General features: G+C 67.3%; 23 protein-coding genes. 6 read left to right on the top strand and 17 right to left on the bottom strand.

Annotation, left to right across the window (positions count from 1 at the left end):
* Positions 1 to 10: 10 nt before the first annotated feature.
* The 16 genes from RLN94_RS06905 to RLN94_RS06830 form a co-directional block, all read right to left on the bottom strand.
* Positions 11 to 823 (bottom strand): SDR family oxidoreductase, encoded by an 813-nt coding sequence (locus RLN94_RS06905; RefSeq protein ID WP_350129985.1) that lies wholly within the window; start codon positions 821 to 823, stop codon positions 11 to 13.
* 90 nt (positions 824 to 913) lie between these two features.
* Entirely contained in the window at positions 914 to 1,612 is a 699-nt protein-coding gene (locus tag RLN94_RS06900) for a transglutaminase-like domain-containing protein (RefSeq protein ID WP_350129982.1), read from the bottom strand.
* A gap of 26 nt (positions 1,613 to 1,638) precedes the next feature.
* On the bottom strand, positions 1,639 to 2,397 hold the full coding sequence (locus RLN94_RS06895) for an enoyl-CoA hydratase-related protein (RefSeq protein ID WP_350129979.1): 759 nt from the start codon (positions 2,395 to 2,397) through the stop codon (positions 1,639 to 1,641).
* Complete coding sequence (locus RLN94_RS06890) at positions 2,394 to 3,014, bottom strand: 2-hydroxychromene-2-carboxylate isomerase (protein ID WP_350129976.1); 621 nt, start codon at positions 3,012 to 3,014, stop codon at positions 2,394 to 2,396. The genes RLN94_RS06895 and RLN94_RS06890 overlap by 4 nt, the downstream gene beginning before the upstream one ends.
* A complete protein-coding gene (locus RLN94_RS06885; RefSeq protein ID WP_350129973.1) occupies positions 3,011 to 4,618 on the bottom strand; it encodes an acyl-CoA carboxylase subunit beta in 1,608 nt (535 codons plus the stop codon). Before RLN94_RS06885 ends, RLN94_RS06890 begins: the two co-directional genes overlap by 4 nt.
* A complete protein-coding gene (locus RLN94_RS06880) occupies positions 4,611 to 5,114 on the bottom strand; it encodes a biotin/lipoyl-containing protein (protein ID WP_350129969.1) in 504 nt (167 codons plus the stop codon). The genes RLN94_RS06885 and RLN94_RS06880 overlap by 8 nt, the downstream gene beginning before the upstream one ends.
* Positions 5,114 to 6,604 (bottom strand): acetyl-CoA carboxylase biotin carboxylase subunit, encoded by a 1,491-nt coding sequence (locus RLN94_RS06875; RefSeq protein ID WP_350129966.1) that lies wholly within the window; start codon positions 6,602 to 6,604, stop codon positions 5,114 to 5,116. Before RLN94_RS06875 ends, RLN94_RS06880 begins: the two co-directional genes overlap by 1 nt.
* A gap of 63 nt (positions 6,605 to 6,667) precedes the next feature.
* On the bottom strand, positions 6,668 to 7,846 hold the full coding sequence (locus RLN94_RS06870; RefSeq protein ID WP_350129963.1) for an ABC transporter substrate-binding protein: 1,179 nt from the start codon (positions 7,844 to 7,846) through the stop codon (positions 6,668 to 6,670).
* A gap of 49 nt (positions 7,847 to 7,895) precedes the next feature.
* Positions 7,896 to 8,942, bottom strand: a complete 1,047-nt coding sequence (locus RLN94_RS06865) for a branched-chain amino acid ABC transporter permease (protein ID WP_350129960.1) — start codon at positions 8,940 to 8,942, stop codon at positions 7,896 to 7,898.
* The gene (locus RLN94_RS06860; protein ID WP_350158837.1) at positions 8,942 to 9,814 is read right to left on the bottom strand and encodes a branched-chain amino acid ABC transporter permease; all 873 of its coding nucleotides are present in this window, start codon (positions 9,812 to 9,814) and stop codon (positions 8,942 to 8,944) included. The genes RLN94_RS06865 and RLN94_RS06860 overlap by 1 nt, the downstream gene beginning before the upstream one ends.
* A 10-nt stretch (positions 9,815 to 9,824) precedes the next feature.
* Positions 9,825 to 11,666, bottom strand: coding sequence for an AMP-dependent synthetase/ligase (locus RLN94_RS06855; protein ID WP_350124416.1), 1,842 nt, complete (start codon positions 11,664 to 11,666; stop codon positions 9,825 to 9,827).
* A 2-nt stretch (positions 11,667 to 11,668) separates the two neighbouring features.
* Positions 11,669 to 12,433 (bottom strand): ABC transporter ATP-binding protein, encoded by a 765-nt coding sequence (locus tag RLN94_RS06850; RefSeq protein WP_350124413.1) that lies wholly within the window; start codon positions 12,431 to 12,433, stop codon positions 11,669 to 11,671.
* Complete coding sequence (locus RLN94_RS06845) at positions 12,430 to 13,221, bottom strand: ABC transporter ATP-binding protein (protein WP_350124409.1); 792 nt, start codon at positions 13,219 to 13,221, stop codon at positions 12,430 to 12,432. Before RLN94_RS06845 ends, RLN94_RS06850 begins: the two co-directional genes overlap by 4 nt.
* 3 nt (positions 13,222 to 13,224) lie before the next feature.
* A complete protein-coding gene (locus tag RLN94_RS06840) occupies positions 13,225 to 13,923 on the bottom strand; it encodes a TetR/AcrR family transcriptional regulator (RefSeq protein ID WP_350124406.1) in 699 nt (232 codons plus the stop codon).
* Positions 13,920 to 15,749 carry an acyclic terpene utilization AtuA family protein gene (locus tag RLN94_RS06835; RefSeq protein WP_350124403.1) on the bottom strand — a complete coding sequence of 610 codons (1,830 nt, stop codon included), beginning with the start codon at positions 15,747 to 15,749 and terminating at the stop codon, positions 13,920 to 13,922. The genes RLN94_RS06840 and RLN94_RS06835 overlap by 4 nt, the downstream gene beginning before the upstream one ends.
* Positions 15,746 to 16,528, bottom strand: a complete 783-nt coding sequence (locus RLN94_RS06830) for an enoyl-CoA hydratase-related protein (protein ID WP_350124400.1) — start codon at positions 16,526 to 16,528, stop codon at positions 15,746 to 15,748. The genes RLN94_RS06835 and RLN94_RS06830 overlap by 4 nt, the downstream gene beginning before the upstream one ends.
* Positions 16,529 to 16,832: 304 nt before the next feature.
* Here RLN94_RS06830 and RLN94_RS06825 point away from each other — a divergent pair, with 304 nt between their 5' ends.
* The 3 genes from RLN94_RS06825 to RLN94_RS06815 are packed head-to-tail and all read left to right on the top strand — an operon-like array spanning position 16,833 to position 19,891.
* A complete protein-coding gene (locus tag RLN94_RS06825; protein WP_350124397.1) occupies positions 16,833 to 18,053 on the top strand; it encodes an acyl-CoA dehydrogenase family protein in 1,221 nt (406 codons plus the stop codon).
* Position 18,054: 1 nt separating this feature from the next.
* Positions 18,055 to 18,927 carry an SDR family oxidoreductase gene (locus tag RLN94_RS06820; protein ID WP_350124394.1) on the top strand — a complete coding sequence of 291 codons (873 nt, stop codon included), beginning with the start codon at positions 18,055 to 18,057 and terminating at the stop codon, positions 18,925 to 18,927.
* Between the two features lie 10 nt (positions 18,928 to 18,937).
* Positions 18,938 to 19,891: an NAD(P)H-dependent flavin oxidoreductase gene (locus RLN94_RS06815; protein WP_350124391.1), complete on the top strand. Its 954-nt coding sequence runs from the start codon at positions 18,938 to 18,940 to the stop codon at positions 19,889 to 19,891.
* 271 nt (positions 19,892 to 20,162) lie between these two features.
* On the opposite strand, the gene RLN94_RS06810 is transcribed toward RLN94_RS06815, so the two are convergent.
* The gene (locus RLN94_RS06810; protein WP_350124388.1) at positions 20,163 to 20,819 is read right to left on the bottom strand and encodes a winged helix-turn-helix transcriptional regulator; all 657 of its coding nucleotides are present in this window, start codon (positions 20,817 to 20,819) and stop codon (positions 20,163 to 20,165) included.
* Between the two features lie 114 nt (positions 20,820 to 20,933).
* Here RLN94_RS06810 and RLN94_RS06805 point away from each other — a divergent pair, with 114 nt between their 5' ends.
* The 3 genes from RLN94_RS06805 to RLN94_RS06795 all read left to right on the top strand — a co-directional run bounded on the left by RLN94_RS06805 (position 20,934) and on the right by RLN94_RS06795 (position 23,727).
* A complete protein-coding gene (locus RLN94_RS06805; RefSeq protein ID WP_350124385.1) occupies positions 20,934 to 22,430 on the top strand; it encodes an MFS transporter in 1,497 nt (498 codons plus the stop codon).
* Between the two features lie 132 nt (positions 22,431 to 22,562).
* Complete coding sequence (locus RLN94_RS06800) at positions 22,563 to 23,213, top strand: dihydrofolate reductase family protein (RefSeq protein ID WP_350124382.1); 651 nt, start codon at positions 22,563 to 22,565, stop codon at positions 23,211 to 23,213.
* A 7-nt stretch (positions 23,214 to 23,220) separates the two neighbouring features.
* Positions 23,221 to 23,727 carry a GNAT family N-acetyltransferase gene (locus RLN94_RS06795; protein WP_350124379.1) on the top strand — a complete coding sequence of 169 codons (507 nt, stop codon included), beginning with the start codon at positions 23,221 to 23,223 and terminating at the stop codon, positions 23,725 to 23,727.
* The last annotated feature ends 155 nt before the right edge of the window (positions 23,728 to 23,882 follow it).

Below are 23,882 nucleotides of genomic sequence, written 5' to 3'. Positions count from 1 at the left end.
GCCGGGCCGGTCAGAGCAGGGTGTGCATTTTCCGCAGGTCCGCGGTGCCGGCCTCGTCCAGCACGCGGGCGCGGAGGGTGCGCATCGCCTCGAGCCACTTGTCGTGATCGGCGGACCTGAAGGCGGCGAAGCGGGCGACCTCGGGGTGGGGCAGGATCAGGAAGCTTTCCCGCGCGATGCCCTCGACCACGGTGTCGGCCACGGCGTCGGGGGAGAGCAGGCCGGGATGATCGGCGGCGTCCGCCGCGTCGTAGCCCAGCAACGGGGTGGCTACGTATTGCGGGCAGATGACGGAGACGCGGATTCCGTCGCGGCCATGGGTGATGGCGAGGGATTCGGCGAAGCTGACGGCGGCGTGCTTGGTGGCGGAATAGGCGGCGTCGCCGATCTGGTTCAGGAGGCCCGCGGCGGAGGCCATCTGCAGCAGGTAGCCCGAGCCGCGGTCGATCATGCCGGGGAGCAGGGCGCGGGCGGCGTAGACATGGGCCATGACGTGCACTTCCCAGGCGCGGGTCCAGTCGGCGTTGCCGGCCGAGGCGGCGTGGGTGGGTTCGCCAAGCGCCAGCCCGGCATTGGAACAGAAGAGGTCGACCGGGCCGTATTCGGCCTCGGTTGTTTGGACGAGCTGCTGGATGTCGGACTCTTTCGTGACGTCGCAGGCGAGGCCCATGCCGCCGAAGGTGGCGGCGGTGGCGCGGGCGGCAGCGCCGTCGAGGTCGGCCACGACGACGCGCGCCCCCTCGGCCGCGAAGCGTCGCGCCATGGCCGCGCCGATGCCCCGGGCGCCGCCGGTGACGATGGCGGTCTTGTCGTTCAGGTGCATCGGTTCCTCCGATTGGTGCGGGCGTGTCACGGAAGGGTCTTATGACAGGCCGGACGATTCGGAGACAGGCAAAGCCGGGCGCTGCGGGCGCTATTCCGGTGTGTCGTGCCCGAAGCCCGCGTCGCCCACGTCGCGCCCCCGTTCGTTGAGCGCGGCGAGGCGGGGGTAGGTTTCGTGGAACATTCTCAGGAATTCCTCGGCCGGGAAATCGGCGTAAAGGCCCCGGTCGTTCACGTATTCCATGTGGCGCCGGTTGCCGGCGTCGTATTCGTGGAAGAGCGCGTCGGAGGTGCCGTCGAAGACGAGGGGTTTGACGCCGAACCGGTCGCAGAGGTCCATGTTGAAGGCCGGGGTGATCTTGTAGCTTTGGCCGTCGAGCCAGACCTGCACGTAGCCGTGGAAGATGAAGAGGTCGGTCTGCATCAGCTCGGCCAGCTTGGGCGTGTTGAGGTGGTTCTTCACGTCGGCGAAACCCAGCGCGGCGGGGAGGCCCGCGGCGCGCAGGCAGGCGGCGAGGAGGATCGCCTTGGGCACGCAGAAGGCGGCGTCCTGCGCGGCGATGGCGCTGGCGCGGTAGGCGTCGGGGGTGAGGTCGTAGGTGTAGGGATCGTAGCGCAGCCCGTCGCGGACGGCGTCGAAGAGGCGGATGGCCTTTTCGGTATCCGTCGCGTCGGGGGGCAGGGTTTCGAGTGCGGCCTCGGTGAAGGCGCGAACGGCGGGCGCGTCGCTGTCGACGTAGTGTCCGGGGCGGGTGTAGATCTCGGGCGGAGGGGCGCTGGCGGGTGTCATTGGTGGTCCATCGGTTGGGGTGGGGCCTACTTGCCGACGAATTTCGAGACGGCGGCGATCATTTCGGGCGTGCCGGCCAGTTCGGCCTGGTAGTCGCGTTCGAGGTCGAGTTGGGCGTCGAGCGCGTCGTCGGTGGCGGCGTTGACGAGCTGCTTCGTGCGTTGGGCGGCCAGTGGCGGCAGGGCGGCGATGCGGTCGGCGGTGGCGCGGGCCTCGTCGGCCAGGCGCTCGGGCGGGTGGACGGCCCAGACGAGCCCCCAGTCGCGGGCCTGTGCCGCGCCGATCCGTTCGCCTAGCAGCATCATCGACAGGGCGCGGGTGCGGCCAGCCGTGCGCGGGATGAAGAGCGTGTTGCCGCCATCGGGCACCAGCGCGATGCCGGCGAAGGGCTCGTAGAAGAAGGCGGTTTCGGCGGCCAGCACGATATCGGCGGAGAAGGCGAGCCCCACGCTGACCCCGGCGCAGGCGCCATTGACCGCCGAGATCACGATCAGGCGCGAGCGGCGGATGGCCCGGATGAGGGGGTTGAAGTGATCCTCGAGCACCGAGCGCAGGTCGCAGCCCTCGCTGAGGTCGACGGTGGAGAGGTCGTAGCCCGCACCGAAGGCCCGCCCTGCGCCGGTGACGATCACGGCGCGGATGGCGGGGTTCTCCTCCAGTTCGGCCAGCGCCGCGCGCATCTCGTCGGCGGATTGGTTGCGCATGGCGTTGAGCTTGTCGGGCCGGTTGACGGTGAGGGTGGCGACGGGGCCCTCGATGGCGACGGTGATATCCTGATGGGTCATGTCGGTTCCTTTTCCGGCGCGGCGCGCCGTGACAGGCGCCAGTCGAGTTGTGGCAGACGGTCGGCGCCGAAGAAAGGTTCGCCGTCGAGGAGGAAGAAGGGCGAGCCCCAGATGCCGGCGGCGATGGCCGCGTCGTTGGCGTGGCGGAGGGCTTCCTTGGACGTGTCGGCTGTCATCAGGTGGTCCGCCTCGGACCGGGAGAGGCCGGTTTGCGCGGCGAGGTCGGCCAGGGTTTCGGGATCGGTCAGGTCGGCGCCCTGGCCGAAATGCGCGGAGAGGGTGTGGCGGGCGAAAGTGGTCGCCTCTGCCTCGTCCTGAGCGGCGATGCCGTAGTAGAGGCGCGCCGCCGCGTGGGTGGACTTGGCGAAGGAGGGGGGCATGACGAAGGGCAGGCCGTGAAAGGCCGCGGAGCGTTGGAAGTCGAGCGGCATGTAGTCGGCCTTGGGCCCGTCCTGCAGCGGCGGCGCCATGCCGAAATGGTTGCGGCAGGCCCAGAGCAGCACCGGGCGCCAGACCAGCCGCACGCCGTGGGCCGCCGCGATATCCTCGGCCAGGGGGGCCGCGCAATAGGCGTAGGGCGAGGCGAAGTCGAAATAGAAGTCGATGGCGGAGGTCACAGGCGCAGCACCCCGTAGCCGGGTGTGCCCAGGGGCGCGTTGAGCGCGCTGGTGATCGCCATGCCGAGCGCGTTGCGGGTGTCGACCGGGTCGATGATGCCGTCATCCCAGAGATGCGAGGTGGCGTAATAGGCCGAGAGCTGTTCCATGTAGGCCCTGCCGGTGGTTTCGCGCAGCTCCTCGAGCACGGTGTCGTCGACCTCTTCGCCGTTGCGCTTCATCTGGGCGGCCTTCACGTCGGCCAGGGTGTTGGCCGCCTGTTCGCCGCCCATGACGCCGATCTGGCTGTTGGGCCAGGCGAACATGAAGCGCCCGTCGAAGGCGCGGCCGCACATGCCGTAATTGCCCGCCCCGAAGGAGCCGTTGCACATGACGGTGAATTTCGGGACGTGGCTGCAGGTCATGGCCATGATCATCTTGGCGCCGTCCTTGGTGATGCCGTCGCGTTCGTATTCGCGGCCGATCATGTAGCCGGTGATGTTCTGCAGGAAGACCAGCGGCGTATTGTTCTGGTTGCAGAGTTCGATGAAATGCGCGCCCTTGAGGGCGCTGTCGTTGAAGAGGACGCCGTTGTTGCCCAGCACGCCGACCTTCCAGCCCCAGATATTGGCGAAGCCGCAGACCAGCGTGGTGCCGTAATCGGGCTGGTATTCGTGGAAGCGGCTGCCGTCGACGATGCGCGCGATCACCTCGCGCATGTCGAAGCCTTTCTTGATGTCGTCGGGGAGGATGCCGTAGAGGTCCTGCGGGTCGTAATGGGGCGGGACCGGGTCGTCGCGCTGGCACTCCCACTTCTTCGGTTTTTCCCATTGCTGGACGATCTCGCGGCCGATGGCGATGGCCTCTTCCTCGGTCTCGGCCGGGTAGTCGCAGGTGCCGCTGACGGAGGTGTGCATCTCGGCGCCGCCCAGTTCCTCGGCGGTCACCTCCTCGCCGGTGGCGGCCTTGACGAGGGGCGGGCCGCCAAGGAAGACCGCGCCGGTGCCGCGCACGATGACGTTGTAATCCGACAGCCCCGGCACGTAGGCGCCGCCGGCGGTGCACTGCCCGAAGACGAGCGCGAGCTGCTTGATGCCGGCCTTGGACAGGAGGCACTGGTTGCGGAAGATGCGGCCGGCCATGTAGCGGTCGGCGAAGACCTGGTTCTGGAGGGGCAGGAAGCCGCCCGCGCTGTCGCAGAGGTGAATCACGGGGAGGTGGTTTTCCAGCGCGATATCGAGGCAGCGGACGATCTTCTTGACCGAGAGCGGATACCACGCGCCGCCCTTCACCGAGCTGTCGTCGGCGTGGATGATCACCTCGCGGCCCGAGACGATGCCGAGGCCGGTGATGATGCTGGCGCCGGGGCTTTCGCCGTCATACTCGGTATTGGCGGCGAGCGAGGACAGTTCGAGAAAGGGCGTGCCCGGATCGAGCAGCAGTTCCAGCCGCTCGCGCGGGCGCATCTTGCCGTGTTTCTCGAGCCGGCGGATGTCGCGCTCGGGGCGGTCGTCGCGAGCGGCGCGCTGCATTTCGCGGAATTCCGCGACGCGGGCGCGGTTGCAGGCGGCGCGGGTCTTGAACTCGGCGCTGGCGGTGTTGATCGCGGAGGTGATCCTACGCATCGCTATCCTCCTCCTCTTGCAGCCGGGCCACGATGGCGCCCTTCTCGAAGACGTCGCCTTCGGATTTCAGGATCTCGGCCAGCACGCCGTCGCGCTCGGCCGTCAGGTTGGTCTGCAGCTTCATGCTTTCGATGGTCAGGATCGTGTCGCCGGCGGTGACGGGGTCGCCGGGCTGTTTCTCGACGCTGACGACGACGCCGGGCATGGGGGCGCGGATGTCGCCGCTGCCCTGCACCTTTTCGCGGGCGGCATCGCGCGGGTCGACGAATTCGACGATCCAGTTGCGGCCGCCGAGATGCAGGAAGGCGCGGTTGCCGCTGCGGGCCTGGTGATAGGCGATGTCCTCGCCGTCGATCCGGGCGCGGCGCAGGGCGCCGATGCCACCGGTTTCGCGCAGGGCATGGCTGCGGCCGTCGATGCGAAGCTCGAGATCGGGCTTGAGGGCGGCGATGTCCATCTCGTGCGGCGTGCCGTTGAGGCGGAGTTTCAGTTTCATCAGTTCCTCCAGCCGCCGATCGAGGCGTAGGGTTCGGGGGCGTCGAAGGCGAGCGTGCGGAATTCGCGGAAGGTGAGGGCGGCAGCCATCAGCACGCGGGCGGCCTCGTGCGGGGAGAGGTCGGGTTCGGCCAGCGCGGCCTCGTGCTCGGCCACGAAGCCGGTATGCAGCGGGTCGTCGCGAAAGGCCGGGTGCGAGAGGATGCGGGCGAGGTAGTTGAGGTTGGTCTCGACCCCCAGCAGAACCGTGCGCTCGAGCGCCTGTTTCGCCGCGTCGATGGCGGCGGGGCGGTCGGCGGCGGCGACGACGAGCTTGGCGAGCATGGAGTCGAAATCGAGGGTCACGTCGGTGCCCTCGCGCAACCCGTTCTCGAAGCGGATGTTGTCGCCCGCGGGCGGGTCGAGATGGAGGATGCGGCCGGTGGCCGGCATGAAATCCTGTTCCGGCACCTCGGCGCAGACGCGGCATTCGAGGGCGTGGCCGGTCAGCGTTATCTCCGACTGGTCGAGGGAAAGCCCGCGCCCGGCGGCGATGTCGAGCTGCAATGCCACGAGGTCGAGCCCGGTGACCATTTCGGTGACGGGATGTTCCACCTGCAGGCGGGTGTTCATTTCCAGGAAGTAGAAGGTGCCATCGGGGGCGAGGATGAATTCGACCGTGCCGGCGTTGCGGTAGTACACGGCCTCGGACAGGCGGACGGCGGCGGCGCAGATTTCGTCGCGCAGGGCGGGGTCGAGATGGCCGGCGGGGGCTTCCTCGATGATCTTCTGGAAGCGGCGCTGGACCGAGCATTCGCGCTCGTAGAGGTGCAGGACCTTGCCGGTGCCGTCGCCCAGCACCTGCACCTCGATATGGCGGGGGCGTTCGATGTAGCGCTCGGCATAGATGGTCGGGTCGCCGAAATATCGCTCGGCCTCTGAGCGGGCGGTGCGGGCGCGGGTGAGCAGGTCTTGCTGGCCCTCGACGATGCTCATGCCCTTGCCGCCGCCGCCGGCGGAGGCCTTGATGAGCAGCGGGAAGCCGATGCTCGCGGCCTTCTCGACGAAGGCGTCGATATCCTCGCCGCCGGTGACCGAGGGGGCGACGGGGACGCCGTTCTTTTCGGCGAACTGGCGGGAGCGGATCTTGTCGCCCATCAGGTCGATCGTGTCGGGGGCGGGGCCGATGAAGACGAGGCCCGCGGCCTCGACCGCGCGGGCGAAGTTGCTGTTCTCGGACAGGAAGCCGTAGCCCGGGTGGATCGCCTCGGCGCCGGTTTCCCTGGCCGTGGCGATAATCTGGTCGGCGTCGAGATAGGCGGCGACGGGGGTGTCGCCGGTGATCTCGGCGCTGGTGTCGGCCAGCCGGACGAAGCGGGCGTCGCGCTCGGAGAGGTGGTGCACCGCGACCGTCTCGACCCCGAGCCTGCGGCAGGTGTCGATCACCCGGCAGGCAATCTCGCCCCGGTTGGCGATCAGGATGCGTTTGAAGGGCGGGGTGTCGTGGCCCATGGCGGGGATACTCCGGGAATTCTGGGAAGCGGGGGGCCGGTGGGCCGGCCCGCCGCGCGGGTGTCAGTACTCGGTAAAGTCGGTGACGGGCGTGAGCGAGCCGGCCTCGGGATCGACCTTCAGCACGCGCACGGCGGTGGCCGAGATGTGCCTGTCGGGTGCGAAATCGAGCGGCAGGGTGATGCCGTGGGTGTCGAACGGCTCGCCCGATTCCATCTGTTCGACGGCGCAGGCGCGGGTCGGTTCGTCGCCGCAGCGCCGGATCGCCTCGATCATGATCGACGTCGCGATATAGCCGGTGATGGCGTAGCGGTTGAGTGCGCCCTGCTCTTCCTCGTTCAGGTGGGCCACGGCCATGTCCTCGAAATGCTGGCTGCCTTCCGAGCCGCGCGGCGAGATGTAGTCGCCGCTGTAGTAGTCGTAGCCGAAGGGTGCCGAGAGCTGCATGATCGGCGGCAGGGTCGAGGTGGGCACGGTGGCGATCTTGAGGTCGAGCTTGAACTTGCTGGCCTCTTTCAGCATCGCCGGGATCTCGGTTGTGACGCCACCGGCGATCAGCACGTTCACCCCGTCGGAGCGGGTGCGCAGGATCTCGGCGCCGAAATCCTTCTGGCCGCGCTTGTAGCGGATCGGTTCGGCTGTGTCGGCGCCGAACTTGTCCACCGCGCGGTGGAACGCCTCCTCGACCTGGTTGCCGAAATCGTCATCCTGCCGGATCACGCCGTATTTAGGGTTTTCGGGGCTGTCATTGTCGTGGATGTACTTCAACTGGGCATAGAGCAGGTCCTGGTAGGACGCGCCCAGCATGAAGACCGAAGGCTTGATCGGGTCCACCGCCGCCTGCAGCGGCGAGAAGGAGACGATGGCGGGAATGCTCTCCTCCTCGAGGATGGGCAGGATCGCGGCCGTACCGGCCCCGGCGCCGGTGCCGATGAGGCCGAAGAGCCCCTCGTCCATCAGCTTGCGCAGGCCCTGCACCGTGCGGGCCGGCACGTAGCCGTCATCCTCGGTGCGGATGGTGATCTGGCGGCCGTTGACGCCGCCGTTGGCGTTGGCCTCGCGCGCGGCGATGACCGATCCGAAATGCGCGGCGCGTCCGACCAGCGCGGCCGAGCTTGTCATGGGCAGCACGTTGCCGATCACGATCTCGTCGTCGGTGACGCCCTCCTCCTGCGCCGTGACGAGCGTTGCGGATGCGAGCAGTGCCGCGAGCCCGAGGGCTTTCGTCTTCAGTAGTCTCATGGTTGGTCCTCCTCTGTTCGTTGTCAGCCCGTGGCCATTGGCTTTGTTGTCATTTGGAAAGGGGCCACTGGGTCCAGTATCGCTGCACGTCGCGCCAGAGCCCGACGAGGCCCTGCGGCTTGATGCGCAGCATGATGATGATGGTGAGGCCGGTGAGCAGGCCGCGGATCTCGTAGATGTAGGTCGAGAGCATGTTGTTGACGCCGGTCGGCAGCAGGTCGAGCGCCTCGCGCGTGGCCTCAGGCAGGAGCACGATGAAGACCGCGCCCATGATTGCCCCGGCGACCGAGCCGAGCCCGCCGACGATGATCATCGCCAGCGCCTCGATCGACAGGAGCACGTTGAAGATGTCGACGTTGATGAAGCGGAACTGGAAGGCCATCAGCCCGCCGGCGATGCCGACGAAGAAGGAGGAGACCATGAAGGCCACCAGCTTGTAGCGCACGAGGCTGATGCCCATGACGCGGGCGGCGATGTCGTGGTCGCGGATGGCGGTGAAGGCGCGGCCGACGCGGGTGCGCAGGATGTTGAGCGCCATCAGCGTCACCAGGATCGCCGTGATCAGGACCAGCGCGTAGAGGCCGGTGGTGGTGGCGAGGTCGAGCCCGAAGAAATTCAGGTCCTCGACGCGCACGCCGTAGGGGCCGTGGGTGATGCCCTCGGCATAGAGCAGGAAATGGGTGACGATGAAGGAAAACGCCATGGTAGTGATCGCGAGGTAGAGCCCCTTGAGGCGCAGCGAGGGCACGCCCACCAGCAGGCTAAGCAGGGCGGGCACCACGCCGGCCATCAGCAGGGCCAGCTCGGGCGGCCAGTTGTAATCGGCGATGAGCAGCCCGGTGGTGTAGCAGCCCGAGGCGAGAAAGCCCGCCTGCCCCAACGAGATCAGCCCGGTGGAGCCGGTCAGGATGTTGAGCCCGATCGCCCCGATCGCCGCGATGCCCACGGTGGTGGCGAGCGAGAGGACGTAGCTGCTGGCTATCATCGGCAGCAGGGCAAGCGCCAGCACCAGCAGGAGGGCCCAGGACCACGTGACCGGGTTGTGGCTGAGCGAGACGTGTTTCTCGTAGGTTTCGACGAAATGACGGGTCCGCATCAGACGCGCTCCAGTTCTTTTTCACCGAAGAGGCCGTAGGGCCGGATCATCAGCACGATGATGATCACGATGAAGCCCGAGATCTCTTTCAGGCCGTGGCCGATATAGCCTTCGGACAGGGCGGCGATGACGCCGATGATCAGGCCGCCCGCGCCCGAGCCAAGCGGCGAGTCGAGCCCGCCGAGGATGGCCGCCGGGAAGGATTGCAGCCCCTGGAACCACATGTCGGGGGCGCGGGCGAACATCACGGCGAAGGCGACGCCGGCGAGGCCGGAGACCACCGCCGCGATGGCCCAGGCGAGCGACGAGATGCGGCGCACGTCGACGCCCATCAGCAAGGCCGATGTCTCGTCCATCGCGGTGGCGCGCATGGCGATGCCGATGCGGGTGAACCGGAAGAAGAGATAGACCGCCGCGCTGACCGCGCAGAAGAGCAGGAGCGCGAAGAGCTGTTCGGAGAAGAGCACGACCGGCCCGATCTCGATCAGCCCGCCCTCGACCGAGGCGTCGAAGGGCGCCGCATCCGGTCCCCAGATCATGACGATCAGGCTGCGCAGGGAGATGGCGAGCCCGATGGTGACCATCACGATCGAGAACACCGGCTGGCCCGACATGGGCCGGATGAAGATGAATTCGATCACCACGCCGATCAGCGCCGCGGCAAGGATGGTGACCGGCACCAGCACCCAGAACGGCAGGGTGAGGGAGGTGGCGAGGCTCCAGCTGGTATAGGCCACCAGCATCATCACCTCGCCCTGGGCGAAGTTGAGCACGCCGGTGGTCTTGAAGATGATCGCGAAGGCGATGGCGATGATGCCATAGATCGACCCGATCACGAGGCCGGAGGCGACTAGGTTGAGAAACAGGTCCATTCTGGTCTCCTCAGGCGGCGTACATGGCGTCGATCTGGTCTTTGAACTTGGTTTCCACGACCGCGCGGCGGACCTTCATGGTCGCCGTGACCTCGCCGTCGTCGTGGTCGAGCTCCTTGGTCAGGAGGTCGAAGCGGCGGACGTTTTCCACCCGGCTGAATTCGCGGTTCACCTTCTCGATTTCCGTTTCGATCAGGGCGCGCACCTCGGGCAGGCTGGAGAGGCTTTTGTAGGTGGTGTAGGCGAGCCCCTTTTCCTGCGCCCATTTGCCGACGGTTTCGTAATCGACCTGGATCAGCGCGGTCAGGTAGTTGCGGCGCTCGCCGATCAGCACGGCCTCGCGGATATAGATCGAGTCCTTCATCCGGTTCTCGATGAGCGAAGGCGTGATGTTCTTGCCGCCCGAGGTGATGATCAGGTCCTTCTTGCGGTCGGTGATGCGGATCGAGCCGTCGGGGCCGATCACGCCCACGTCGCCGGTATGCATCCAGCCGTCGACCACTGCTGCGGCCGTCGCCTCCTCGTTGCGCAGGTAGCCGGGGAAGACCGCGGGCGAGCGGACGAGGATCTCGCCATCCTCGGCGATCTTCTGGTCGTAGGTCTCGAGCGGCGGGCCGGAGTCGCCCAGGGCGGTGTGGCCGGGGTACTGGCTGTGCGAGATGCCCGACAGCTCGGTCATGCCGTAGACCTGGTAGACCCTGAGGCCGATGGCCCAGAAGTATTCCAGCACCTCGGGAGAGATCGACGCCCCGCCGCAGAGCATGGTGCGTGCGCGGTTGAGCCCCATGCTTTTCTGCAGCGGGCGGAAGCAGATGAGCCAGAGCAGCGCATAGACCAGCCGGTCGCGCAGCGAGGCGAAGCGGCCGCCATTGTCGAGCCGCCGCCGAGCGATGGGGCGGCCGAGGTCGAGCGCGCGGGCGACCACCTTCTGTTGCAGCGGCGTGGCGTCCTTGAGGCGCACGATCACGGCGTATTGCAGCTTTTCCCAGATGCGCGGCACGCCGAGGAAGCCGGAGGGGGCGATCTCGCGCAGGTTCTGGCCGACCGCGTCGATGGATTCGGCGAAGTTCACGGTGGAGCCGTTGACGAGCTGCATGACGGTCGAGCAGAGGCGTTCGGCGACGTGGCAGAGGGGGAGGTAGCAGAGCACCTCCCAGTTGGTTTCGTCGATCCGGTGCCGTTCGGAGAGCCGCAGCGCACCCCAGATCAGCCCGTGATGGGAGAGCATCGCGCCCTTGGGCTTTCCGGTCGTGCCGGAGGTGTAGACGATGATCGCCGGGTCGTCGGGGGTGAGCGCGTCGATGGAGCGTTCGAAGCGGTCGCCGAATTCGGCGCGCTTCGAGCGGCCGAGCTCCGACACCTCCTCGAAGCTCATCAGCATGTCGCGCGGGTAGTGCTTGAGCCCCTTCATGTCGACGCAGATGATCTTTTCGAGATGGGGCAGCTCGCCCTCGTGCCGGATCGCGTCGAAGACCTTGTCGGTCTGCTCCTGGTCGCCGCAGACGACGATGCGCGAGCGGGAATGTTCGAGGATGTAGCGCAGTTCCGGCCAGGGGTTGGTGGGGTAGATGCCGATGCAGGCCCCGCCGAGGGCCTGAATGGCGAGGTCGCTGAACATCCATTCCGGGGTATTCTCGCTGGCCACCGCGAGGAAGTCGCCGGGCTCCACGCCAAGCGCCAGCAGGCCGTAGGCGAAATCCTTGGCGTGTTCGTAGTAGTCGCGGTAGGTGAAGCGCTGCCACACCCCGAGGTCTTTTTCGCGGAAGGCCAGCCGGTCGGGCTGGGTCTGCGCCCAGTGGCGCAGGAGGCCCGGAAGGGTGGTGGATTCGGCCAGCTTCGTGTCGCGCAGCATGGTCAGTTCTTCCCCAGGTAGGCCTGGATCACCGCCTCGTTGGCGGAGATCTCGGCGGGCGTGCCTTCCCCGATCAGCGCCCCGTGATTGAGGACGGCGACCCGGTCGGAGATGTCCATGACGATGCCCATGTCGTGCTCGACCATCACCACGGTCACGCCCAGCTCTTCGCGAATGTCGAGGATGAAGCGGGCGATGTCCTCGGTCTCCTCGCTGTTCATGCCCGAAACCATCTCGTCGAGCAGGAGGAGCTTGGGCCCGGTGGCCAGCGCCCGGCCGAGTTCGACGCGCTTCTGCAGGCCGTAGGAGAGGAGGCCGACGGGGGTGTCGCGCAGGTGTTCGATCTCGAGGAAATCGATGATCTTCTCGACCCGCTGGCGGGCGCGGATCTCCTCGTTGCGGGCGGGGCCCCAGAAGAGGGCGGCGGTGAAGGGGTTGGCCTTCAGCGTGTGGTGCAGGCCCACGAGCAGGTTCTGCACCACGGTGGCGTGGCCGAAGATGGCGAGGTTCTGGAAGGTGCGGCCGATGCCGAAATCGACCAACTGGTGGGTCGAGGCGCGGTGCAGGGCGTGGCCGTCGAAGATGATTTCGCCCTCGGAGGGGGCGAAGAGCGCGCTGACGAGGTTGAAGAGGGTGGTCTTGCCCGCGCCATTGGGGCCGATCACGCTGTAGATCGCGCCCTCGGGCACGTCGAACCCCACGTCGCTGACCGCGGTGAGCCCGCCGAAGCGCTTGGTGACGCCGGAGAGGGTCAGGAGCGCGGTCATGACAGCCACCTCTTGCGGCGCTTGTAGTGCTTCACCTCGCGGTAGTTCTTGCGCGTGCCGCTTTCGCCGAAGCCGAGGTAGAATTCCTTGACGTCGTCATTGCCGGCGATGTCCTTCGCCGGCCCGTCGAGCACGACGCGGCCGTTTTCCATGATGTAGCCGTAATCGGCCACGTCGAGCGCGAGGGAGGCGTTCTGTTCGACCAGCAGGATCGACATCCTGCCCTCCTTGTTGAGGGCGATGATTGTTTCGAAGATCTGGTCGATAATCTGCGGGGCGAGGCCGAGGGAGGGCTCGTCGAGCATCAGCAGCTTGGGCTCGGCCATCAGCGCCCGGCCGATGGCGGCCATCTGCTGTTCGCCGCCGGAGAGGTAGCCGGCCACCGCGTTGCGCCGTTCCTTGAGGCGGGGGAAGAGGGTGTAGACCCGCTCGAGATCGGCCTTCATCTGGGCCTGGGTCTTGAGGAAGGCGCCCATCGAAAGGTTCTCCTCCACCGACATCAGCGGGAAGAGGCGGCGGCCTTCGGGCACATGGACGATGCCGCGGCGCACGATCTCGTCGGCGGCGATGCGCTTGAGGTCGGTCTCCTCGAAGGCGAGGGTGCCGTTGATGACCTCGCCCTCCTCGGGGTAGAGCACGTTGGAGATGGCCTTGAGCAGGGTCGACTTCCCAGCGCCGTTGGAGCCGAGCAGCGCCACAATGGAGCCCGGCTCGACATTGAGCGACACGTCCCGCACCGCCTCGATCGAGCGGTCGTACATGATCTGGACGTTGGTCAGCCGGAGCATCGGTCAGCCACCCCCCGCCTTGCCGTCGAGACGGTCGGCCACGCGTTCCAGCCGGGCCATCAGCCTGTCCATGTCCTGCCCTGCGTCGGGCGTGCAGATGCCCTGGCAGACAAGGTCGCAGAGCTGGGTCGACATCTCGTCGATGTCGATCTCGCTGCGCCCCATCAGGAACGGGGTCACGCGGTGTTCGATGCCGCCGAAGATCACGTCGCGCACCATGGCGGAGGAGGTGTCGGGGCGCAGTTCGCCGCTGGCGATGCCGGTCTTGACCACGTCGACCAGAACCAGCGTGTAGCGGCGGTTCAGCTCGTAGAGCTCGGTGTCGTAATAGTCCGGCATGCTGCGGACTTCGGAATAGAACAGGCGGCACAGGTCGGGGCATTCCCGGATCGACTTGAGGTGCTGCCAGATGATCACCTTGATGCGGTTGCGCGCGCCTTCGACGCCTTCGAGCTTTTCGTAGAAATCGTCGAGCATGCCCATGTACCAGTCCTTGAGCAGCGTGTGCAGCAGGTCGCGCTTGTTGCTGTAGAACTTGTAGATCGCGGCCTCGGAAATGCCGGCGTCGGCGGCGATCTCGCTGATCCGGGCGGCGGTGTAGCCGTGCTTGTGGAAGAGCTTGCGGGCGGCGGATTCGATCTGGTGCATCCGTTCGGCGCGCGGCAGGCGGACGACCGCCCGTTTTTCGGGGGACGGGCTCATGCGGGTTCCTCGGTTCTGTTCGCCGCGGCGGCGAGTGTCGGGTGCGCGCGGATGAGGTCGACAGGCACGGCGACGGGCATCATCAGCAGGGCCTGCGCATAGCCTTTGCCCTGCGGATCGTTGCGCAGCGAGGCGATGCCGCCGCCGCCGAGGGCGCGTTCCATGACAAAGTTGAAGCCGTGGAGGCCGGGCCACTCGTGGCGGGTGACCGGGCCGCGGGCGACGTGGGCGAAACGCGCCTTGACGCGGTCGGCCGTGACCTCGCGGCGCAGGACCGGCAGGAAGGCCGGGTCGCGGGCAAGCAGGCCGATATTGGCGATGTCGCCCTTGTCGCCGCTGCGGGCGCAGGCCAGCGCGATGAGGGGCAGCGTTTCGGTGGGGCCTGTCGGGGCCGGGTCGGCGGGTGCGGCGGCGGGTGCGTGCGGCGTGGCGGGCTGGCCGCCGGGCACGGGGACGGGGTGGCGTGAGCCGCCCATGTCGGTCTCGATATCCACGGCCGCCTTGTCGATGAAGGTCGAGAACAGGCGGATGACCGGCTGCGGCGCGGGGCGGCCGCCGGCGAAACCGGTGATCCCCTGCGCCATCGCCGTGGCGGCGGGGTAGATTTCGCGGCCGAAGAGCGCGAGCGCGCCCTTGTCGGCATGGCGGGCGGAGAGGCGGAGCACCACCTCGGTGGCGGCGCAGGCGCGCGGGTCGTGTCCGAAGGCCGCCCCGGTGCCCAGCACCTCGACGAGGGTTTCGTCGAACGGGGAGAAGCCGGCCTGTGCCGCCAGCCGCGCCACGCGGGAGAGGATGGCCTCGCCCGTGGCCTGTGCCCGCGCGCCGGCCTGCGGGCCGCTGATCGTCATGGTGGCGGTGGCGCGGTAGCCGTCGGCATAGGTGGCGCAGACCTTGTAGCTGTCGGTGGGCGCGCGGCCTTTCGCGCCGGAGACGCGGACGCGGTCGGGCCCGGCCTGTGTGACGGTGACCTGCGAGAAGTCGCAGGTGACGTCGGGCAGGATGTAGGACGCGGGATCGCCGATCTCGTAGGTGATCTGTTCCGCGACGGTGAGCGGGGTGATGCGGCCGCCGGTGCCCTCGGGCTTGGTCAGCTCGAAGCTGCCGTCGGGGGCGCAGATGGCTATGGGGAAGCCCATGTCGTGCCAGCCGGGGACATCCTGCCAGTCGGTGACGATGCCGCCGGTCGCCTGCGTGCCGCATTCGAGCACGTGGCCGGCGAGGCTGCCGGCGGCGAGGAGGTCGTGATCGGTGTCGCGCCAGCCGAATTCGTGGATGAGCGGCCCCAGCGCGAGGGCCGAGTCGGTCACGCGGCCGGTGATGACGATATCGGCGCCATCGGCCAGCGCCCGGGCCACGGGCAGGGCGCCGAGATAGGCGTTGATGCTCGACAGCCGGTCGGGGAGGGGCGCGCCGCTGGCCATTTCGCGCAGGTCGGCCGCGCGCAGGCTGTCGGCCCTGTCGGAGAGGTCGTCGCCGAGGACGAGCGCGATCTTGCGGGTGACGCCCGCTTCGCGGAAGGCGGCCTCGAGCGCGTCGCGGCAGGCGGCGGGGTTCAGCCCGCCGGCGTTGGTGACGATCTTGACGCCGGAGGCCGCGATCTGTTCGGCCAGCGGCCCGGCGACGTGGGTGACGAAATCGGTGGCGTAGCCCGCCGCCGGGTCCTTCGCCTTCATCCGGGCGAGGATCGACATGGTGATTTCGGCGAGGTAGTCGAGGATCAGGTAGTCGAGCGCGCCGCGTTCGATGAGCTGTTTCGGCCCCTCGGGCGTGTCGCCCCAGAAGCCCGCGCCGCAGCCGATGCGGATGGTGTCGGGCCTGTCGGTCATCGGCCCGTCCATTCCGGCGCGCGTTTCTCGGAAAAAGCCGTCATGCCCTCACGCGCATCCTCGGTCCGGCTCATGTTGGCGAGCATGAATTGGGCGTATTCCAGCGCGTGATCGAAGCTCATCTCGCGGATATGGGCGAGGGATTGCTTGCCGAGCCGGATGCCCGTGGGGGTCTTGGAGGTGATCCGCTCGACCAGCCAGTCGGTCTTGGCGTCGAGTTCTTCGGCGGGAACCGTGTAGTTCACGAGGTTGAGTGGTATGGCATCGCGGGCGGTGATGGGCTCGCCGGTCAGGCACATCTCCATCAGCGCGCGCTCGGGGACGATGCGCAGCAGGTGGGGCAGGATCATCATCGGGAAGAGGCCGACGCGGGTTTCGGTGGGGCCGAGCAGCGCCTCCTCGGTCGCCACGGCGAGATCGCAGGCGCAGAGCAGACCGAAGCCCCCGGCGAGCGCATGGCCGTTAACGCGGGCGACGAGCGGCAGGCGGCAGGCGCGCATCCGGCGGAAGAGCCCGGCCACGTAGTGGCGCGGGTCGGCCGCGTCGATGGTGAAAGGCGAGCCGTCGGCGTCGAGCTGCAGGTCGCCGCCGGCGCAGAAGGCCTTGTCGCCGGCGCCGGTCAGGACGATGGCGCGCACCGAGGGGTCGGCCTCGGCCTTGTCCAGCGCGGCGGCGATTCCGGCGGCGACGGAGGCATTGAGCGCATTGCGCCGCTCGGGGCGGTTGATGGTGATGGTCATCACCGCGCCGGATGTCTGATGGCACAGGTCGTCGGCCACGCGCGCCTCCCTCCTCGCTGGCTGGATTGCGCCCTTCCGGACGAATCCATGGCTTTAGTGAGTATGATTTACTTAATTCTGTCAACTGCTATTCCGGGGCGTGGTAGACAGGGCTTGCTGGCGCCGCGTCTGCAAAGAAGGCCTTCTGCAATGCAGCGAAAACAGGCCTAGTTGGAGGAATTCCGGGGGAATTTGTCGCATTCATTAAATAGTGGACAGGGTAAGTGATGTTCACTAACTTTGCCGGGAATCTGTCGTTTCGCCGGGATTCCCGCGACGATCGGCGGAAAGGGAGGACACAGACATGACCAATTCCGCCGCGCCGGAACGGTTGCCGAACTACGACCCGAACATCCGCTTCGACCTCGACGAGACCCAGCGGGAAATCCTCGACCAGGCCGACCGGTTCGCCCGGAACGAGCTCTACCCGCTCGCCCCCCGCATGGATGAAGAGGAATGGTGGCCGGAGGAGGCCTTTCCGAAGATGGGCGAGGCCGGCTATTTCGGTATCACCGTGCCGGAGGAATATGGCGGGGTCGGGATGGACCTGTTCACCTCCGGCCTGCTGCTGCAGGCGTTCGGGCGGTGGAACCACGCGCTGGCGCTGAGCTGGGTGGCGCATGAGAACCTGTGCCTCAACAACATCTTCCGCAACGCGAACGAGGCGCAGCGGAAGAAGTACCTGCCCGACCTGTGTTCGGGGAAGAAGACCGGGGCGCTGGGGCTGACCGAGCCGGGCGCCGGCTCGGACGCGCTGGGCTCGATGCGGACGACCGCGCGGCGGGAGGGCGACGAATACGTGCTGAACGGCTCGAAGATCTACATCACCAACGGGCCGGTGGCCGACATCCTTCTGATCTATGCCAAGACCGACAAGGAGAAGGGCGCGCACGGGATTTCGGCGTTCATCGTCGAGAAGGATTTCCCCGGCTTCAAGGTGGCGCAGAAGCTGATCAAGATGGGCTATCGCGGCAGCCAGACGGCCGAGCTTGTCTTCGACGAGTGCCGCGTGCCGGCGAAAAACCGGGTCGGCGAGGAGAACCGGGGCGTGCAGGTCGTCATGTCGGGGCTGGACCTGGAGCGGGCGATGATCTCGCCGCTTTGTCTTGGCGTGGCCGAGCGGGCGCTGGAGTTGTCGATCGAGTATGCCCAGACGCGCCAGCAGTTCGGCAAGCCGATCGGCAAGTTCCAGATGGTGCAGTCAATGCTGGCCGAGATGTATGTCGATGTGGAGACGCTGCGGACCTTCACCTATCGCGGGCTGGCCGCGGCGGAGGAGCTGGAGATTGGTTCGGGGCCGCGCGGGGATATCCACATGCTGACCGCCGCGTCGGTCATGTATGCGGGGCAGGCGGTGAACCGGGTGCTGGACCACGCGATGCAGATCCACGGCGGTTCGGGCTATATCTGGGAGTCGGAGGTCAACCGGCTTTACCGTTCGATCAAGCTGCTGGAGATCGGGGCGGGGACCACGGAGGTGCGCAAGATGATCATTGCGGGCGAACTGCTCAAAGACATGAAGTGACATGACAGAGGCAAGCGAGAGCGGCACCGGAGATCCGACCGGGATGAGCGACGCGGACCTGGCGCAGGCGCCGACCGTCTATCGCGACGGGGCCTTTGCGGGCCAAGTGGTGCTGATTTCGGGGGCGGCCGGGGGGCTGGGCCGGGCGGCGGCGTGGTTGCTTGGGCGGCTCGGGGCGCGGCTGGTGCTGGTCGGTCGGGACGAGGCGAAGCTCGAGGCGCTGGCCGGGCTGCTGGCGGAGCGCGGGATCGAGGCGTTCGCCCGCGCGATGGACATACGCGACACCGGCGCGGTGGCGGCGCTGTTCGACGAGGTGGGCGAGCGCTACGGGCGGCTTGATACGCTGATCAACTCGGCGGGCGGGCAGTTTCCGCAGGAGGCGATAGATTTCTCCGAGAAAGGGTGGAACGCGGTTGTCACCACGAACCTCAACGGGACGTGGTTCATGATGCAGGCCGCCGCGCGGTTCTGGCGCGACCGGGGTCAGCCGGGCAACATCGTCAATATCGTGGTGGTCACGCGCCACGGCCTCTACGGTGTGGCGCACACGGTGGCGGCGCGGGCGGGGGTGGTGGCGCTGTCGCAGAACCTGGCGGTGGAATGGGCGCCGCTGGGCATCCGGATCAATTGCATCGCGCCCGGCGCGATCGAGACGGAAGGCTGGAAGGTCTATTCCGCCGAGGCGCGCGCGCTTTATCACCGGTCGAACCCGATGATGCGCAATGGCAGCCCGTGGGAGGTGGCCGAGACCTGTGCCTATCTTGCCGGGCCGGCCAGCGCCTATGTCACCGGAGAAGTGGTGCACGTGGCCGGGGGCGGCCAGCACTGGGGCGAGACGTGGACGACCGGCAAGCCGGATTATTTCAAGGAATAGGAGGCGATTGATGCCGATCCCCGACCGGCTTGCGGGCCGGCTGTCCATCCCGGCGATCTCGGCGCCGATGTTCCTGGTCTCGGGGCCCGACCTGGTGGTCGAGACCTGCCGGTCGGGCGTGATCGGCTCGTTCCCCGCGCTGAACCAGCGCAGTTCGGACGGCTATGCCGACTGGCTGCAGGAGATCCCCGAGCGGCTTGCCGCGTTCGAGGGGCAGGACGGGCCGGTGGCGCCCTATGCCGTGAACCTCGTGGTGCATCGCTCGAACCCCCGGCTGGAGGCCGATCTGAAGATCACGGTGGATCACAAGGTGCCGCTGGTCATCACCTCGCTGGGTGCGAACGAGGAGGTGGTGCAGGCGGTGCATGGCTATGGCGGGCTGGTGTTTCACGATGTCATCAACCTTCGGCACGCGCGCAAGGCGGCGGAGGCCGGGGTGGACGGGATCATCGCGGTCTGTTCGGGCGCGGGCGGTCATGCCAGCACGCTCAGCGCCTTCGCGCTGGTGCCGGAGATCCGCCGGATCTTCGACGGCACGATCATCCTCGGCGGGGCGATTTCCACCGGCGCGCAGATCGCGGCGGCGCAGTTGCTGGGGGCGGACATGGCGTATGTGGGCACCCGGTTCCTTGCGACGCGCGAGAGCCTTGCCTTCGACGCGCAGAAGGCGATGGTGCGCGCGGCCTCGGCCGAGGATATCGTCTATACGCCCGCGATCAGCGGCGTGAACGGCAATTTCCTGGCGCAGAGCCTGCGGCAGGCGGGGCTGGACCCGGAGGTGCCGCCGGAGAAGCTCGATTTCGGGACGACGGATGCAAAGGCGTGGAAGGACGTGTGGGCCGCAGGGCAGGGTGTCGGCAGCATCCACGACGTGCCCGGTGCGGCCGAGCTGGTGGAAAGGCTGAAGGCCGAGTACGGGGCGGCGATCGAGGGTTTGCAGAAAGGCTGTGGCGTGGTTGCGTGACCGGCGGCCGGGCGTCTGGTGTCCGGTATGAGGATCAGGCCCTCGGCAGCCGGTAGCGCAGCAGCACGAGCCCGTCGTTCAACCCAATGTTCTCGACAAGGTCGAAACGCGAGGTGCTTTTCCCAGGGAACAGGCGCACGCCCCGGCCCGATCCGGTGCAGGGCGGTCCGACGGCAGGGGCTGGTCGCGTTCTGGCGGAAAGGCCTGTGCCGCTCAATTACATGGCAGGTAATTGGCGCGATGGGGTTGGTGCCTTAAGAGACACAGGTCTTCAGGCTGCAGTGGGGGGAAGTGGAAATGCCTGCAGAAACCGGTCGATGGCGTCGCGGTCTCCCTGGCAGTCAATGTCTCCGTTCGCCACGGCGTGCGACAGATCCGTGTTCCCGAACAGGAGCCCGTCAAGGGCGTCAACCGTGCCGGCCAGCACGGCGTCGGGCGTCTCGGGGGTGGTCGGCGCCTGGTCGAGCCGCAGCTCGGTCGCGGTTCCGGTTACCCGCACGGTGCCATGCGGAAGGCCGAGGTCTATGCAGAAGCCGCCCTCCGTGCCGGGGCGATACATGGCGCGCAAGGCCATCAGCAGCCCGGCCCGAGTCATCGGCAGGTCCTGTTGCAGGAACGGAGACCTGGCGGCCCATCGGCCGAGGCTCAGGATCGGTTCTTCGAGCTCGCGGCCCCATTCCGTCAGTTCGTAGACCCAGGAGGCCGCAGGGGGCGGCAATTGGCGCCGCCGCAGGATCCTTGCGGTTTCGAGGTCTTCGAGCCGCTGGGTCAGCACGTTGGGGCTTACGTTGCGCAGGTCGCTGCGCAGGTCGGTGAAGCGTTTGGGCCCGAACATGAGTTCCCGCGCGATCAGCAGCGCCCAGCGGTTGCCAACGAGGTCCATGGCGTGGGCGGCCGCACATCCGTCATCGTAGCTTTTGTTGCTCATGATCCTGATACAATACTTTGTTGTTGCTTTTTAGGACTAGATAGTCTTCTTATTGAATTCTCACATGCCGTCACGGGTGATTCAAGCGCCCGTCCCAGCTTTCGGAGTTTTGCCTTGACCAGCCACGACCCCAGCCTGCGCGCCGGCAAACGGGAATGGGCCGCAATGGCCATCCTGGCCCTGCCCTGTCTGCTTTACTCGATGGACCTGACGGTTCTGAACCTGGCCGTTCCGGAGCTGTCGACGGTGCTGCGCCCCAGCGAGACGCAGCTTCTGTGGATCGTCGACATTTACGGCTTCATCCTTGCCGCCGCGCTGATTCCGATGGGGGTGTTCGGCGATCGGATCGGGCGGCGGCGGTTGCTACTGTGGGGAGCGTTCGCCTTCGGTGCGGCCTCGCTGATCGCGGCCTTTGCACAGACCGCCCCCGCGATGATCGCGGCGCGGGCCTTCATGGGGCTGGCGGCGGCGACGCTGGCGCCATCGACCCTGTCGATGATCAGTACGCTGTTCCCGCATCCGCAGGATCGGCAGAAGGCCATCGGCATCTGGATCGCCAGTTTCTCATCGGGCGGGGCGCTGGGCCCGGTGATCGGGGGCGTGCTGCTCGAGTATTTCTGGTGGGGGTCGGTGTTCCTCATCAACCTGCCGGTCATGGCGCTTTTGCTGCTGCTTGGCCCGCTGCTGCTGCCGGAGGCGCGCAACCGCGCCGCGCCGCGCCCGGACCTTCCGAGTGCCGCGGCGCTGCTGCTGGCCGTGCTGACGCTGGTCTGCTCGATCAAGCAGGTGGCGGCGCATGGCTGGACATGGCCGGTTCTGGCAGCGTTGGCGCTTTGTGTCGTGGCGGCATGGGCCTTTCTGCGGCGGCAAGGGCGGCTGGCCGAACCGTTCCTGGACCTGGGCATGTTCCGTTCGGTCCGGTTCTCGGCCGCGCTGGGGATCAACGTCCTGGGGTTCTTCATTGCCTTTGGTTCGTTCCTTTTGATCGCGCTGTATTTGCAGATGGGGCTTGGGATGTCGCAGCTTCACGCCGGGCTTGCGGCGGCGCCGTCGGGCCTGGCCTTCATCGTCGGGGCCGTGGCGGCGCCGGGGCTGGTAACGCGCCTGGGCACGGCCGGGGTGATGGCGTGCGGTTTCCTGCTGGCGGCGGCGGGTTTTGGCCTGACGGGCCTGGCGGCGGCACAGGGGGCGCTTGCGCTGCTCATCGCGAGCTATTGCGTCTTTTCGCTTGGGCTGGCGCCGATATTCACCCTGACCACCGACGTGATCGTCGGCTCCGTTCCGCCGGAGAAGGCCGGTGCGGCGGCCGGGCTGTCGGAAACGAGTACTGAGCTTGGCGGTGCGTTGGGGATTGCCGTGCTGGGCAGTCTGTTGACGCTGATCTATCGGGTCATGCTGGCCGACAGCCCGCATCTTCTGAACCTGCCGATGAGCGTGGCGACTGGGGCCGGCGGCACGGCAGGCGATGTCATCATGGCCCGCGAGGCGCTCGGGCTGGCGTTGCAGACCTCGGCCTGGCTTTGCGGGCTGGTGGCGGTTCTTGGCGCCGCGCTGACCGCGTTGATCCGGTCGCGCGATCCGCAATCTCAACCCCTTGGAGATACCCTATGAAGCCTAATTACGCTGAAACCCTGAATTCCTACAAACCTGCGCCGTGGCGCGGTATTACCTTGCACGTAATTGATTGCCCCCTGTCAGCCACCCTACGGGAGGCTGTCACAACTCTTCACTGACGAGGCAGACATGTCGAAACTTCGTGTTCATTGTTTCTCCATCTCGCTGGACGGCTTTGGTGCCGGGGCCGGGCAGAGCCTGGAAAATCCGATCGGTGTCGGGGGCATGGGGTTGCATGAATGGTTCTTCAAGACCCGCGCGGCCGGCCCTCTGATCGGCAGCGACGGCGGCGAGACGGGGCGCGACAACGATTTCGTGACGCAAGGGTTCGAGAATATCGGCGCCTGGATCATGGGCCGGAACATGTTCGGCCCGATCCGGGGGGAATGGCCCGACGAGTCGTGGAAGGGCTGGTGGGGTGACATCCCGCCCTATCATTGCGATGTCTTCGTTCTGACCCATCATGCGCGCGATCCGGTCGAGATGGAGGGCGGAACGGTGTTTCACTTCGTGACGGATGGAATAGAGGCGGCGCTCGACCGCGCCCGGGCCGCGGCGGGCGGCAAGGATATTCGCCTTGGCGGCGGGGTGGACGTGATGCGCCAATACCTTGCTGCCGGGTTGGTGGACGAGATGCACCTGGCGGTGAGCCCTGTCGTTCTGGGGGAGGGGGAGGCGTTGTGGACAGGGTTAAATATCAAGCAATGCGGGCTGGAACAGGTCGCGTATCTGCCAAGCGACGCGGTGGCGCATTACGTGCTGAAACGCGGGGCGGGGTGAGCGTCGGATGCCGGTTTCGCGGATCCTTCGGACCGATCGCTTCTGCATCCGTGAGATCAGGGAGGGCGACCGCGGGGCCTTTCTGGATTGCCATGCGGACCCGCGGTTCGCGGCGTTTCACCGGGACGAGGAGCGGCGGCCGGGCCACCTGTCGTCGGTGTTCGACCTGTTCCTGACGTGGCAGGCCGAAACCCCGCGGCGGAATTTCCAGTTCGCCATCGCGCCGTTGGATGCGCCGGAGGGATATGCCGGAAATGTCGGTTTGCGCATGGCGGGCCTGCCACCGGGGGAGGGGGAGCTGGGCATCGAGCTGATCCCGGCATGGTGGCGGCGTGGTGTCGGGACCGAGGTCTTGCGGGTCATCCTTCCGTGGGCCCGTGACACGCATGCCATCGACACGTTCATCGCGGATACCGCGCCGGGGAACCTGGCCGCCGAGCGCCTGGCCGGGGCCGCCGGGCTGCGGGTGGTCACGCAGGATGGTAAACGGCATTGGCGGTCAGTTCCGGAGTGATGGGGTCCGCGGCGCAGGGGCCGGGCCGCAGGCTCAGTGTACTGGAGAACGGCAACAAGGTCTGCCTCCTCGGGCCGGTTTACCGGGGCTGGAGAGGCGTGCCGCGATACGCGCAATCTCGCTGAAGACGTCACGTCTGAGCCGTTCGCATTGGT

This window comes from Roseovarius sp., assembly GCF_040223625.1.
In the GTDB taxonomy this organism is placed as follows: Bacteria; Pseudomonadota; Alphaproteobacteria; order Rhodobacterales; family Rhodobacteraceae; genus Roseovarius.
This window is presented reverse-complemented; position numbering and strand designations above follow the sequence as displayed.

Coding starts and splice junctions, on each gene's coding strand:
- RLN94_RS06905 (WP_350129985.1), bottom strand. CDS start 823: ATGCACCTGAACGACAAGACCGCCATCGTCACCGGCGGCGCCCGGGGC.
- RLN94_RS06900 (WP_350129982.1), bottom strand. CDS start 1,612: ATGACACCCGCCAGCGCCCCTCCGCCCGAGATCTACACCCGCCCCGGA.
- RLN94_RS06895 (WP_350129979.1), bottom strand. CDS start 2,397: ATGACCCATCAGGATATCACCGTCGCCATCGAGGGCCCCGTCGCCACC.
- RLN94_RS06885 (WP_350129973.1), bottom strand. CDS start 4,618: ATGCGTAGGATCACCTCCGCGATCAACACCGCCAGCGCCGAGTTCAAG.
- RLN94_RS06880 (WP_350129969.1), bottom strand. CDS start 5,114: ATGAAACTGAAACTCCGCCTCAACGGCACGCCGCACGAGATGGACATC.
- RLN94_RS06875 (WP_350129966.1), bottom strand. CDS start 6,604: ATGGGCCACGACACCCCGCCCTTCAAACGCATCCTGATCGCCAACCGG.
- RLN94_RS06870 (WP_350129963.1), bottom strand. CDS start 7,846: ATGAGACTACTGAAGACGAAAGCCCTCGGGCTCGCGGCACTGCTCGCA.
- RLN94_RS06865 (WP_350129960.1), bottom strand. CDS start 8,942: ATGCGGACCCGTCATTTCGTCGAAACCTACGAGAAACACGTCTCGCTC.
- RLN94_RS06860 (WP_350158837.1), bottom strand. CDS start 9,814: ATGGACCTGTTTCTCAACCTAGTCGCCTCCGGCCTCGTGATCGGGTCG.
- RLN94_RS06855 (WP_350124416.1), bottom strand. CDS start 11,666: ATGCTGCGCGACACGAAGCTGGCCGAATCCACCACCCTTCCGGGCCTC.
- RLN94_RS06850 (WP_350124413.1), bottom strand. CDS start 12,433: ATGACCGCGCTCCTGACCCTCTCCGGCGTCACCAAGCGCTTCGGCGGG.
- RLN94_RS06845 (WP_350124409.1), bottom strand. CDS start 13,221: ATGCTCCGGCTGACCAACGTCCAGATCATGTACGACCGCTCGATCGAG.
- RLN94_RS06840 (WP_350124406.1), bottom strand. CDS start 13,923: ATGAGCCCGTCCCCCGAAAAACGGGCGGTCGTCCGCCTGCCGCGCGCC.
- RLN94_RS06835 (WP_350124403.1), bottom strand. CDS start 15,749: ATGACCGACAGGCCCGACACCATCCGCATCGGCTGCGGCGCGGGCTTC.
- RLN94_RS06825 (WP_350124397.1), top strand. CDS start 16,833: ATGACCAATTCCGCCGCGCCGGAACGGTTGCCGAACTACGACCCGAAC.
- RLN94_RS06820 (WP_350124394.1), top strand. CDS start 18,055: ATGACAGAGGCAAGCGAGAGCGGCACCGGAGATCCGACCGGGATGAGC.
- RLN94_RS06815 (WP_350124391.1), top strand. CDS start 18,938: ATGCCGATCCCCGACCGGCTTGCGGGCCGGCTGTCCATCCCGGCGATC.
- RLN94_RS06810 (WP_350124388.1), bottom strand. CDS start 20,819: ATGAGCAACAAAAGCTACGATGACGGATGTGCGGCCGCCCACGCCATG.
- RLN94_RS06800 (WP_350124382.1), top strand. CDS start 22,563: ATGTCGAAACTTCGTGTTCATTGTTTCTCCATCTCGCTGGACGGCTTT.
- RLN94_RS06795 (WP_350124379.1), top strand. CDS start 23,221: ATGCCGGTTTCGCGGATCCTTCGGACCGATCGCTTCTGCATCCGTGAG.